We start from the raw sequence: 12,946 nt of genomic DNA, 5'->3' as shown, positions 1-12,946 counted from the left end.
AGTTGTAACTTATAAATGTTTATCTAAAACTTCAGCTAAGTTTTCTTTTGGTTGGAAACCAACAACTTTATCAACTGGTTGACCATCTTTGAAGACGATTAATGTTGGAATACTCATCACTTCATATTTAGCTGCTGTTGATGGATTTTCATCAACGTCTAATTTTAAAATATCAGCTTTACCTTCGTAATCAGCTGCTAATTCTTCTAATACTGGAGCGATCATTTTACATGGACCACACCATGTTGCCCAAAAATCTACTAATTGTACACCAGATTCTACTTTTGAATCAAAATCTGCATCAGTTACTTTTACGATTGCCATAAATGCCAATCCTCCTTAATTATTGTTATGATGTTCAAATTATATCAGATATCATGCTTCATGTATTTCTATTTGCTCAATTTTTATGCTTATTTCAAATAACATGTTTGAAATGTATTCTTGTTGCTTTACATTATTTTAACTTTAGCTATTTAATTTATCAAACTATAATTTATTTTAATGTTGCAACAGTAACACCGAAGCCACCTTCACTTGGCATACCACCTCTAAAATCACTTACACTTTTATGCTTTTTCAAATGTTGTTGTACACCTTTTTGAAGCGCGCCTGTGCCTTTTCCGTGAATAATATATACTTGTTCATAATTACTTAAAACTGCTTGATCAAGATACTGATCTAACTCCATCAAAGCATCTTCATAACGATAGCCTCGTAAATCAAGTTCCGTTTTAATTGTTTGTCGATTTTGACGTGTAACCATTTTTGTTGGTTTAACTTTTTCTTTTTGTTTTTTCTCTAAATCGTCAATTGGTAATTTCATTTTAATAATGCCCATTTGAACAATTGCTTCGTCATCATTAACAATTTCTAAAACTTCACCTTTTTGTCCATATGACAATACTTTTACTTCATCACCAGCGACAATTTTATCGTATTTTTGTTTTTGAACATTTTGCTTAATAGATTTCACTTCATAATGATCATCTAGTCGTTTTTTCTTATCAATTAGTTCATGTTCTTTAACATCTGCACCTTTTTGTTCACGCAATTGTCTTAAGTCTTTAATAATTTCGTCAGCTTCTTTTGTTGCCGCTTTAATTCGTTGATTCGCTTTTTCTTTAGCATCCTCAATTAAAGACTTTTCATAATTTTGATATTGATGATATTGCTTAGATAAATCATCATGTACTTGTTCCGCTTCCTTAACAAGTCGATCTAATTCTAATCGCTGTGTTTCTACACGTTTATAATTACGCTCTAATGATTCAATCATTTCATTTATTTCTTTTTCATCAGTACCAATCATCGTCTTAGCCTTATTAATAATGTTCAAACTAAGGCCTAACTTTTTAGAAATGTCAAAAGCATTTGAACGACCGGGTACGCCCATTAACAGTTTATATGTCGGACTTAATGTATCTACATCAAATTCTACACTTGCATTCATAACGCCTTCTCGATTATAACTATATGCTTTAAGTTCAGGATAGTGCGTCGTTGCCATGACAAGTGATCCAATTTTTCTAACATGGTCTAAAATACTCATTGCTAAGGCAGCACCTTCACTTGGATCTGTACCTGCACCTAATTCATCAAATAACACCAAACTATGTTTATCTGCATGCTTTAAGATTTCAACTATATTTGTCATATGCGATGAAAAAGTTGATAGCGATTGTTCGATTGATTGCTCATCACCAATATCACAATATACATTTTTAAACACACTTAATTGACTGCCATCTAGTGTCGGAATTAACAAACCAGATTGTGCCATAATAATGATTAAACCTAGTGTTTTTAAAGTTACTGTTTTACCACCTGTATTTGGTCCTGTAATAATTACAGTCTCAATATCTTCCATAAATTCAATCGTGTTAGCTACGACTGTCTCACGATTTAATAATGGATGGTATGCTTTCGGTAAATATACAGTGCGTTCCTCTTTGAATATAGGTTTAGTCCCTTTAATACTTCTACTGTATCTCGCTTTCGCTATTAAAAAGTCTAATTGCCCCATAACTTGTTCTGCAATGAGTAATGCATCTTTTTCAACTGCAACATTACCAGTTAATTGAGTTAAAATACGTTCTTTTTCAATTGCTTCATCATGACGTAATCGACTAATTTGATTATTCATTTCGACAACAGATGAAGGTTCGATATATAACGTTTGACCTGATGCTGATTGGTCATGAACAATACCATTAAAGTCTTGACGATACTCTGCTTTAACAGGTATAACATTTCTTTCATTACGCACAGTTACAATAGCATCTGATAATTTTTTTTGATTTGCTTGGCTTTTAACAATACGATCTAAGTTTTGTTTAATACGTTGATTTGTACTCGAAATTTTACTTCTAATTCCTTGTAATTCATAACTTGCACTATCATATAAATCGTACGTATCACATGTTTCATTAATTTGCTGAAAAAGTTCTGTCAAAACTGGTAATTGATTCATTTTTTCATCTAAAATAGCATATTTAACTTCTTCATCTTCTTCAACTAATTGGTTATAAAAAGTCTTGAATTGATTTTGCACTTGAATTAATCGTTTTATCAAGTTGAGTTCAGATACATTTAAAACGCCGCCAATGTCTGCTCGATGAATTAAAGCTGATACTTTTGACAATCCACTAAGACTAGGCAATCGATGCTTATTATAAATTTGTGCAATTTCATCAGTTTCTTCCATTTGAAATACAACTGTTTCATAATCAGTCGCTGGTGTCATTTGATTTACTTTTTCCAAGCCTAAGTCACTAATTGTTTCATTGGCAACGAGTGATTTTATTTTTTCAAATTCTAAGACGTCTAATGTTTTTTGTCTCATAAAATCCCTCTATTTCTTAAGTTTTTTATTATTTTCAATAAATTCTTTGAAGGCGTCACGAGATAATGTGTTTATAACTCTATCCTTTGCAACAAAGCCTTTTTGTGCAGTTGCCACACCATATGCCATAAATTCTAAATGATTTATATGATGTGCATCTGTATTAATAGTTAATTTAACATTTGGATATTTTCGAACAATATCTGCATTTAAATCAAGTCGATGCGGATTTGCATTAATTTCCAAAATTGTGTCAGTTTCTTCAGCTAACGATACTAATTGTTCAATATTTGGCTTATAACCTTCTCTTCTGCCTATGATACGTCCTGTTGGATGCGCAATATGTCGTACATAAGGATTACGACATGCATTTGCTAAACGTTCCATAATTTGTTCTTCTGATTGATTAAAACTTTGGTGTATAGCTGCAATAACATAATCTAATTGCGCTAGAATTTCATCATCATAATCAAGTGAGCCATCAGGTAAAATATCCATCTCTGTACCTGAATAAATATCAATCTCTTTATATTCTTTATTTAACGCTTTAATTTCTTCATTTTGTCGCAAAAGTCTCTCTACTTGTAAGCCATTAGCTACACGTAAACTTTGTGAATGGTCTGTAATTACCATATAGTCGTACCCTTTTGCAATATTTGCTTCTATCATATCACGAATTGAAAACGCACCATCACTGTACGTTGTATGCATATGAATATCTCCATTAATATCATCTAAAGTGATGATATTACTTAAATCTTTGTCGAATTCGCTTCCATCTTCTCGCATAGCAGGCGGAATAAAATTCACATTAAAATGTTCATATATTTTTGCTTCACTATCATATTGAATTAACGTACCATCTGCTTGTTCAATACCATATTCACTTACTTTTTCATTCCGAGCTTTTGCAAGTTGTCTAATTCTAATATTATGTTCTTTTGAACCTGTAAAATGTTGCAATGTATGATAAAACGCACTTGGTTCAATTAAACGGAAATCTACACCAATGGTCTCATCGTCAAAAGATAATTCTAAAGATACCTTTGTATTCCCAACTGCAACTTCTTTAACTTTATTGGGTATATCCAACAATTGTTGTTGGACTTCTTTTGGATTATTTGTACTAATAATAAAATCTAGATCTTTACTCATTTCTTTATAACGTCGGAAACTTCCAGCTGATGAATATTGATCAATGCCTTCTAAAGCATCTATATAATCAATAATTTCTTTATTAAGTCTTCGCATTTGATCAATTGGATAACTATCTTTTTTAGCACCAAGTTGCTTAACAGCTTCTAAAATATTTTGCTCAGTCTTTTTAGCAAAACCACTTAATTCACTTACTTTGCCGTTTTCACAAGCAACCTGTAAACTTTCTTTATCAACGATATTTAATTCTTTATATAATTTGGCAATCTTTTTACTACCAAGTCCTTGAATCTTCAATAGAGAAATCAATCCTGCTGGTACTTCCTCCTGCAATTGTTGTAAATATTGTGATTCTCCAGTATTTCGATAATCATTAATAACTTCTGCAACACCTTTGCCGATACCTTTTAATTCCGTTACATCAGAAATATCTTCTAATGGACGTTCATCTAATTCGAGACTTTGCGCCGCTTTTCTATAAGCAGAAACTTTAAAGGTATTTTCACCTTTTAATTCCATATAAGTTGCAATTTGTTCTAATAATTTAATAACATCTTTTTTTGTCATAATAACACTCCATAAAAAGAAGACCAGGACGTATCTTTAATATATACCTTTGTCCTGACCTCTTATGATTAATTATAAATTGATTGTGAATGCCGATAAATACGGTATGTGATATATCAACGAATGACTCACTATTGATATTTTGAGTTGATGTTGTAACGCTTCATTAGGGTACAATGCTAGTAAGTATAGAGTAAAGTTCAAAAATAATATCGTCATTAATACTCCTACAACCATACCCATTGCACGACTGAAAATATGAATGTTTTGATACGCTACTATTTTATCAAAAGTTACGATAATTAGATATAAAATGAACTTGCATAGTAATGCGATTAATAAAAATGCAACAATCGCTTCAAATCGATATTGTAGATGATTAAAATGAAACGCAAATTTAGTACTGAATGCTGCTGTTTTTGGATATGGAATAAAAACAATTAATCGTTCTACAATTGATTTATAAAATTGATTAGCAATCCATAATGATACAATTGTCGCGCTAAAGTGTATTAAAGAAAGCCAAAAACCACGTCTAAATCCAATGATTACAAAGAAAACAAAGATAAGTATTATTATAAAATCGATGATCATTTAATGTTCACGCTTCTGTAATTGATGAATTTGTTTTTTTAAACGACGATTTTCTTCTTCTAATAATACTTTTTCATGCATAATATTTACAGCAGTCAAAATTGCCTTTCTAGAAGTATCTAAACCTGCTGCTTTATAGCCTAATTCTTTAATTTTATCGTCAACTAAATGTGCTACATAACGAATATGCTCTGGGTTATCTTCCCCCACTATAGTAAAAAGCTGATCATTGATAGATACGTTTACTTTATTTTTAAACTGTGCCATTTAATATTTCTCCTGATCCTTTATTTATAAACTAAATTTAAGTTATAAAGCATGACTTCGAAGTTTGATTTTGCTGTTAATTAATTTTATTAAATTGAAATTACAACTCAAACTTTAAAGATAACTGGATGATTTTTATATTTATTTACAACTTTAAATTTTTAAAATGAAGTAATGATATTATTATTCGATGCTTCATCATGATTTAAATTGTGTCACTATAACATTTTCATAAACATTATACATGACCACTATGTATTTTGTAAGTATCAGCAATTAATTCTTTATAACATATAAAAATGTTTCTGACACGCTAACCATTTATGATATGATAATTTTTGCTAACGATTAAGATTTCAAATGAAAGGATTTATTCAAATGGCGAATATCGTATTCAAACTGTCAGATAAAGAAATAGCAACATTAATGTCACGCATATCGTTTGATACTGAACAATTACCTCAAGGTATGAAAGCACGTAGTAAATTTCAAAATACGACTATAAATATTTACAACTCAGGTAAAGTGATGTTTCAAGGTAACAATGCAGAAACTGTCGCTAAAGAACTACTACCAAATTTCTCACAAGTAAATACAACTAATAGTTCCAAGAAGACAAATTCCAAAACTGATAATGATATTACTTTAAAATACAACCAATATAACTGTATAGGAAGTGATGAAGCTGGCAGTGGTGATTATTTTGGACCTTTAACAGTATGTGCTGCATATGTTTCAAAAGAGCATATTCCTATTTTAAAAACATTGGGTGTAGACGATTCAAAAAAATTAACCGATGTTAAAATCGTAGAACTTGCCGAACAATTAGTCACTTTTATTCCACATTCTTTACTGACATTACATAATGATAAATACAATATTCAGCAAGCAAAAGGCTGGACGCAAGTAAAAATGAAAGCTGTACTACATAATGAAGCGATAAAAAATGTACTCGATAAAATCGAGACTTCTGAATTGGATTATATTGTTATTGATCAATTTGCAAAACGCGAAGTATATAGTCATTATGCTTTATCTGAAGTCCCATTGCCAAAACAGACTAAGTTTGAGACTAAAGGCGAATCCAAGTCACTTGCGATAGCAGTTGCAAGTATTATTTCCCGCTATGCATTTGTGACATATATGGATCAAATTTCAAAAAATATTAATATGACAATTCCTAAAGGTGCCGGTGCCAAAGTAGATTTAGTCGCTGCTAAAATAATTAAAAAATATGGCATTTCTCGATTAGATACAATATCAAAAAAGCATTTCAAAAACCGTGAAAAAGCCCAAAAAATTTTAAAGCCTCTTTGATTTTTAATCTATTGCGGAACCTAATAGTTCTCCTATTAGGTAAGTCATACTAATTTGCTTTGTTCAAAGATAAAACCCCATGTTAGGTATGTCTTTCTACTTCAGATATCCTAATCCACGGGGTTTTATTATTATCTTATAACAGCACCTTGCTCAATTAAAGCTGCTTCAATTTTATCTTGTACTTTAGAAACACGTTCATCTGTTAATGTTTCCTCTACATCTAAATAATTCAATCGTATTGCAATAGATTTCTTACCTGCTTCTAAATGGTCACCTTGATAAACATCAAATACAAGTGTATCTTTTAAAATTTTCCCACCATGTTCATGAATCGTAGCTAATAAATCAGCTGCTGGAATATTTTGTTCCACTTCCAAAGCAATATCACGAGACATACCTGGGAATCGAGGTATAGGCTGATAGTTAATGTAACCAACTGATACTGACATTAACACATCAAAATTCAATTCAAAAACATATGTGCGTTTCAAGTCATTTTCAGCAGCTAAAGTAGGATGCAATTCACCGATAAAACCAACTACTTCATTATCTAATAATATTTCAGCAGTGCGGCCTGGATGCAAACCATCAATATTTGCTCTACGATATTCAAACACAAGGTTTAATTTTTCAGCTACTCGATCTACAACACCCTTCGCTAAATAGAAATCAACAACCTCTTTCTTACCTTGCCATTGATTCACAACATAATCACCAGTTAAAATACCACTCAAATATTCAACTTGATCTGGTAATTCTCCTACACTATTTGCAAAGAAGACATTTCCAATTTCAAATAATTTTACATCTTTATTTTTACGCGCCACATTATAAGAAGCCGCTTCAATCAAATGTGGTAATAAACTTTGTCGTAGTGAAGCATGCGCCTCACTCATAGGCATTAATAAATCAATTGTTTCACGTTGTTGCATCGCAAATGCTGTTGCATTTTCTTTCGATACTAATGAATAAGTAATCGCTTGATCTAATCCAGCACCTTCTAAGACTTCTTTAACCATTCTTGTTTTATATTGACGATCCGTTAACTGACCACTCGTTACTTTATCAAAGACTGGTAATGTTGAAGGAATGTCATCATAGCCATAAATACGTGCAACTTCTTCAATTAAATCTTCTTTAATCGTAATATCTTTACGACGTGATGGCACGTTTACAGTAATCACATCATCATTCAAATTAGTTTCAAATCCTAATTGATTAAAAATAGTTACAATATCACTTTGAGTCAAATCGAATCCGATTGTGCGATTAATTTTTTCAGCAGTAATATCGATAGGTGTAATTAAATCACCTAGATTTCCAGAAGCCACAGTATCTTTTAATACTTTGCCGTTTGCGTATGTTTGTAATAAATAACACGCTCTGTCAACGGCTTCGTTTACAAATTCTGTCGCAATACCTTTTTCAAAACGACTTGATGACTCACTTCGTAAATTTAAACGTCTTGAAGTATGACGAATTGAAACAGGGTCAAAAATTGCACCTTCAACAACAATATTAGTCGTGTGATCTTTAACTTCAGAGAAATCGCCACCCATTACACCTGCTAAAGCAATCGGTGTCTGACCGTTAGTAATAACGATATCACTTGTTAATAATTCACGCTCTGTATTATCTAAGGTTGTCATTTTTTCGCCTTCATTAGCTTGACGTACAATGATTTGTTGTGATCCTATCGCATCTTGATCAAACATGTGTAATGGTTGACCGTATTCTAATAGTACATAGTTAGAAATATCGACAACATTATTAATCGGACGGATACCAGCTTTTATCAGTCTTGCTTGCATCCATATTGGTGAAGGCGCAATTGTGACATCATGAACAACACGTGCACTATAATATGGTACTTTTTCTTCATTTTCAATCTTCACAGTCAATTCATCATTTGCAGATACATCAAGCTCATTTGATGCTGACTCTGGCTTCGTCATTTTTGTATTATATAATGCAGCAACTTCATACGCAGTACCAATCATACTTAATGCATCAGCTCTGTTTGGTGTTAAATCAAATTCCATTACTTGGTCATTTAAATATAAAGCTTCCAATGCATCTGATCCTGGAACTTGTTTATCATTAAAAACGTAAATGCCAGATTCATAATTTTTAGGTACGTAATTACTAGAGATACCAATTTCTTGAAGTGAACAAATCATACCTTCTGAACGCTCACCACGTAATTTGGCGCGTTTAATTTTAATACCACCTGGTAATCTGCCACCAACTTTTGCAACAATGACATATTGTCCTGCATCAACATTTGGTGCACCACATACAATTTGTACAGGTTCTCCCTCTCCGATATCTACTTGACAAACATTTAATTTATCAGCATCTGGATGCTTTGTTTTTGACTCAACATAACCTATTACTAAGTTTTTAATATCTTTAGTGTAGTCTATTAAATCATCTACTTCTATTCCTGTACGTGTAATACGTTCTGCTAAATTAGTAACAGAATCATTTACTGTTACATATTCTTTTAACCATTCGTTTGATATCAACATTACATGTCACCTCTATCTTCTACTGCTTTAAATTGATCTAAAAATCTCACATCATTTGTATAGAAATGACGAATATCTTCAATTCCATATTTCAACATAGCAATACGGTCTGGCCCCATACCAAATGCAAATCCTGAGTATTCTGTAGAATCAAATCCTGCCATTTCTAGTACGTTAGGATGAACCATACCAGCACCTAAAATTTCAATCCATCCAGTGTGTTTACAAACATTGCAACCTTTACCTTTACATTTGAAACATGATACATCTACTTCAACTGATGGCTCAGTAAATGGGAAGTAACTTGGGCGTAAACGAATTTCACGATCAGCACCGAATAATTTTTTCGCTAGCAATTCTAATGTACCTTTTAAGTCACTCATCTTAACATTTTTATCAACAACTAAGCCTTCAATTTGAGTAAATTGATGACTATGTGTTGCATCATCAGAGTCACGACGATACACTTTACCAGGACAAATAATTTTAACCGGACCTTGGCCATTACGAGATTCCATTGTACGGGCTTGAACAGGCGATGTATGAGTACGTAGTAAAATCTCATCAGTAATATAGAAACTATCTTGCATATCACGAGCAGGATGTGATTTAGGTAAATTCAACATCTCAAAGTTATAATGGTCTTGTTCAACTTCATAACCATTAACAATTTCATAACCTAACCCTAAGAATAAGTCTTCAATTTCTTCAATTGTTCGTGTTAATGGATGTTTTGAACCTATTTCAATGTGTCGACCTGGTAGTGATACATCAATTGTTTCTTCAGCCAATTGCTTATTCAACTTTTCTTTAACTAGCATTTGTTGTCTTTCATCTAGTTCATTTTGAATTGTTTGACGTAATTCATTTACCTTTTGACCAAAAGCTGGCTTCTCTTCATTAGGTAAATCTTTCATCAATTTCATTAAGCCACTTACTGATCCTTTTTTACCTAAGTACTTCACTTTAACTTCTTGCAGTGCACGTTCATCATTCGCTTCATTAATATCGACAAGCGCTTGTTGTTTTAACTCTGACATTGTTTGTTGTTCAGACATATGCCACTGACCTCCCTATTTATACTGTTCATTTTCAAATTTTTATATTTGTTGTTTAACTAAAAAAAGACCTTCATCCTCTTAAAAATAAGGGACGAAAGTCAATTCCGTGGTACCACCCAAATTTATGCCTACGCATACACTTGTTTAATATTGATAACGGATTGTCTTTCCGACTTAAATTTCTTTAAGTAACCAAAAAGGTGAAAAGACTTTAAATAATTGGAATAACTTACAGTCTCGGTCATTCTCCCTGAAACAATTATTTGTATAAATATCCATGCCTTTTTATTGGTTTATATTCAATTGTGTATGCTATCACGTTGATAAGTTCTGTTAAACAATTACTTACAATTATATCGGAAAACTTTCAACACGGTCAACCTTTCAAATGATAAAGTAGAATACTACCAGCGATTGCCACATTTAAGCTTTCAGCTTTACCATAAATTGGAATGATTAAATTTTGCGATGTATGTGCTAATAACTCTGGATTAACACCTTCACCCTCGTTACCTAATAGCAATGCAAATGAATTACTTGTAGAAACTTCTTTATATGCTACTGCATTTTCAAGAGCCGTGCCATATACAGGACCATCAAATTGAGAAATAAATGTAGTAAGGTCTTGTGTTATTACAGGTAAATGGAATATGCTACCTTGGCTAGCTCTTAAAACTTTATCTTGATATGGGTCTGTTGTACCTTTTTCCATGATTACTGCATCTATCCCTGCCGCATCAGCTGTTCTAATTAATGTCCCTAAATTTCCAGGATCTTGAACACGATCGATTAATAACACTTGTTGGGCTTTTGAAATATCATATTGTGGCTTTTCAATGATTGCGAAAAAGCCTTGTGGTGTTACTGTACCTGATAGAGATTCAGCAACTTTCATATTAATTTCAAAAACTTCTTGCGCGTAATCGATAATCTCTTGATTCAGTCGAGCCGGTTCAATCGCGAATAATTGTGTAATGACGATATCACTTTGATATGCTTCTTCAATTAAGTGAACACCTTCAATTAAAGCTAATCCTGTTTTATCTCGCTCACGCTTCTTTTTCAGCTTATTCGCTTGCTTAATTCTATTATTTTGTGCTGAAGTTATTTGTTCCATATGTAGCTCCTCGCTTAATTTTAAAAATCGAAATATCGATTATTAATTGGATCAATGCATTTGATCGTATTATTGATATTAATTCATCAATTTTAACACTCTTAATATTTCAAATTTATAAATTTCTTTTATCGATACTACTACTATAAATCATACACCTTAAAATATCATTATTATTTCTATTCTTCATTAAAATAAATCAAATCGGTAAAATTATTGGCTATTAAAAAACATATGCAAATCACACTATGTTTCAACAACTTGCCTTTATCTTTTTTATGTTCAATAAAAAACGACCATCATCGCATTAATGTATGGTCGCTATTAAAGTCAACAGTAAATATTGTTATTACAATCTCATGTTAAACTTTCGTATTCACTTATTTCATATAACTATATCCAATGTCATAAGTAATAACTTTGTTATTAATGATTGGACTACTTTCATCTTCATTTTTACTTCGTACATGTTTATGCGCTGCTTTAAAGACATCAGATTTTAACCAATCTGTAAAAGCTTGCTTTGATTTCCAAACTGTTAAAATTTTGACCTCATCAAACTCTTCTTGCTCTAAAGTTTGTGTAACAAACATCCCATCGAAACCATCTAATGTTTCGATTCCATGTCTCGTATAAAATCTTTCAATAATGTCTTTTGCTGTCCCTTTAGTTAACGTCAGCCTATTTTCTGCCATAAATTTCATAATTATCCTCTTTTCTTATTAACTTACCTTAATTATTTTTGCGACTACAACAATACGTTTCGCCGTTTCACTATATGCATCTTCGCATGTTGATAATGTCATTATTTTATCCTTTACTGATATTTTTACATCCGATTTAATAACAGATTTACGTTTAGTTTCATCTAAAAAATGTTGATAATCTTGATCATTGTCAAATGTTGTGCGGATATAATTGTCTTTAGTTGTCGTCTTATATGCACTAAATACTTGTAATTGATATTTGCCATATTTGTTATCAAATTCAATTGTTTTGTGTTTTTCAAAAAATGGTTGTTTTAAATAGTCTTCTAACACATCAAACATTGTATTATCTCCAACATGATGTCCATACAGAATCGTATTATAATTTAACGTTTGTAATGTGTTTCGAAAATCCATAAAAATACTACCTTTACGACGATGCTCACGTTCAAAGTCTAAATTTAAATAATCATGATTTGTTTTACCTTGGAGTACTGGATAGTTTAAAGTTGTTCCTGGTAATTTAATCCAACCTACAATATCTTTATTTATTTTTTCAAGTTCTTCAAATTGTGGCCTTACAGATGCTTGATGTTTGGTTACCAACGTTTGAAATTTCTGCTGTATTTTCTCATAATTCGCTCGTTCTTGTTTATCTTCTATATAAGTTTGGACAATTTTATAACCGAAAATAATGATAATTATAACTAGAATAATCTGCACTAAACTTAAAAATCGTTTCATTTTCATAAAAATCCTTTTTAAAAATTATTCATGTATGC

At 31.6% G+C, this 12,946-nt stretch carries 10 protein-coding genes and 1 pseudogene; 1 reads left to right on the top strand and 10 read right to left on the bottom strand.

The features are described 5' to 3' along the window. Positions 1–9: 9 nt before the first annotated feature. The 5 genes and pseudogenes from trxA to zapA form a co-directional block, all read right to left on the bottom strand. Positions 10–324, bottom strand: a complete 315-nt coding sequence (trxA, locus tag ML436_05430; GenBank protein ID UMT79175.1) for a thioredoxin — start codon at positions 322–324, stop codon at positions 10–12. Between the two features lie 172 nt (positions 325–496). Continuing rightward, the gene (locus tag ML436_05425) at positions 497–2,845 is read right to left on the bottom strand and encodes an endonuclease MutS2 (protein ID UMT79174.1); all 2,349 of its coding nucleotides are present in this window, start codon (positions 2,843–2,845) and stop codon (positions 497–499) included. Positions 2,846–2,854: 9 nt separating this feature from the next. After that, positions 2,855–4,567 (bottom strand): DNA polymerase/3'-5' exonuclease PolX, encoded by a 1,713-nt coding sequence (gene polX / locus ML436_05420; GenBank protein UMT79173.1) that lies wholly within the window; start codon positions 4,565–4,567, stop codon positions 2,855–2,857. A gap of 72 nt (positions 4,568–4,639) precedes the next feature. Beyond that, the gene (locus ML436_05415) at positions 4,640–5,161 is read right to left on the bottom strand and encodes a CvpA family protein (GenBank protein UMT79172.1); all 522 of its coding nucleotides are present in this window, start codon (positions 5,159–5,161) and stop codon (positions 4,640–4,642) included. Positions 5,162–5,168: 7 nt separating this feature from the next. Beyond that, positions 5,169–5,428 (bottom strand): annotated as a pseudogene (gene zapA, locus ML436_05410) (cell division protein ZapA). A 378-nt stretch (positions 5,429–5,806) separates the two neighbouring features. Here zapA and rnhC point away from each other — a divergent pair. Further along, the gene (gene rnhC, locus ML436_05405) at positions 5,807–6,745 is read left to right on the top strand and encodes a ribonuclease HIII (GenBank protein UMT79171.1); all 939 of its coding nucleotides are present in this window, start codon (positions 5,807–5,809) and stop codon (positions 6,743–6,745) included. 131 nt (positions 6,746–6,876) lie between these two features. On the opposite strand, the gene pheT is transcribed toward rnhC, so the two are convergent. From pheT to srtB, 5 genes are all read right to left on the bottom strand, one after another. Continuing rightward, on the bottom strand, positions 6,877–9,279 hold the full coding sequence (gene pheT, locus ML436_05400) for a phenylalanine--tRNA ligase subunit beta (GenBank protein ID UMT79170.1): 2,403 nt from the start codon (positions 9,277–9,279) through the stop codon (positions 6,877–6,879). Then, complete coding sequence (gene pheS / locus ML436_05395) at positions 9,279–10,337, bottom strand: phenylalanine--tRNA ligase subunit alpha (GenBank protein UMT79169.1); 1,059 nt, start codon at positions 10,335–10,337, stop codon at positions 9,279–9,281. The genes pheT and pheS overlap by 1 nt, the downstream gene beginning before the upstream one ends. 379 nt (positions 10,338–10,716) lie before the next feature. Beyond that, positions 10,717–11,457, bottom strand: a complete 741-nt coding sequence (locus tag ML436_05390; GenBank protein UMT79168.1) for an RNA methyltransferase — start codon at positions 11,455–11,457, stop codon at positions 10,717–10,719. A 380-nt stretch (positions 11,458–11,837) separates the two neighbouring features. After that, a complete protein-coding gene (isdG, locus tag ML436_05385; protein UMT79167.1) occupies positions 11,838–12,161 on the bottom strand; it encodes a staphylobilin-forming heme oxygenase IsdG in 324 nt (107 codons plus the stop codon). Between the two features lie 18 nt (positions 12,162–12,179). Beyond that, positions 12,180–12,914 carry a class B sortase gene (gene srtB / locus ML436_05380; protein ID UMT79166.1) on the bottom strand — a complete coding sequence of 245 codons (735 nt, stop codon included), beginning with the start codon at positions 12,912–12,914 and terminating at the stop codon, positions 12,180–12,182. Positions 12,915–12,946: the final 32 nt, after the last annotated feature.

It is taken from the genome of Staphylococcus roterodami (genome assembly GCA_022493055.1).
In the GTDB taxonomy this organism is placed as follows: Bacteria; Bacillota; Bacilli; order Staphylococcales; family Staphylococcaceae; genus Staphylococcus; species Staphylococcus singaporensis.
The sequence above is the reverse complement of the archived record's forward strand: the minus strand, read 5'-3'. Positions and strand labels throughout refer to the sequence as shown.

Excerpts from the sequence above, each read along its gene's own strand:
- trxA (UMT79175.1), bottom strand. The coding sequence starts at position 324 with ATGGCAATCGTAAAAGTAACTGATGCAGATTTTGATTCAAAAGTAGAA.
- ML436_05425 (UMT79174.1), bottom strand. The coding sequence starts at position 2,845 with ATGAGACAAAAAACATTAGACGTCTTAGAATTTGAAAAAATAAAATCA.
- polX (UMT79173.1), bottom strand. The coding sequence starts at position 4,567 with ATGACAAAAAAAGATGTTATTAAATTATTAGAACAAATTGCAACTTAT.
- ML436_05415 (UMT79172.1), bottom strand. The coding sequence starts at position 5,161 with ATGATCATCGATTTTATAATAATACTTATCTTTGTTTTCTTTGTAATC.
- rnhC (UMT79171.1), top strand. The coding sequence starts at position 5,807 with ATGGCGAATATCGTATTCAAACTGTCAGATAAAGAAATAGCAACATTA.
- pheT (UMT79170.1), bottom strand. The coding sequence starts at position 9,279 with ATGTTGATATCAAACGAATGGTTAAAAGAATATGTAACAGTAAATGAT.
- pheS (UMT79169.1), bottom strand. The coding sequence starts at position 10,337 with ATGTCTGAACAACAAACAATGTCAGAGTTAAAACAACAAGCGCTTGTC.
- ML436_05390 (UMT79168.1), bottom strand. The coding sequence starts at position 11,457 with ATGGAACAAATAACTTCAGCACAAAATAATAGAATTAAGCAAGCGAAT.
- isdG (UMT79167.1), bottom strand. The coding sequence starts at position 12,161 with ATGAAATTTATGGCAGAAAATAGGCTGACGTTAACTAAAGGGACAGCA.
- srtB (UMT79166.1), bottom strand. The coding sequence starts at position 12,914 with ATGAAAATGAAACGATTTTTAAGTTTAGTGCAGATTATTCTAGTTATA.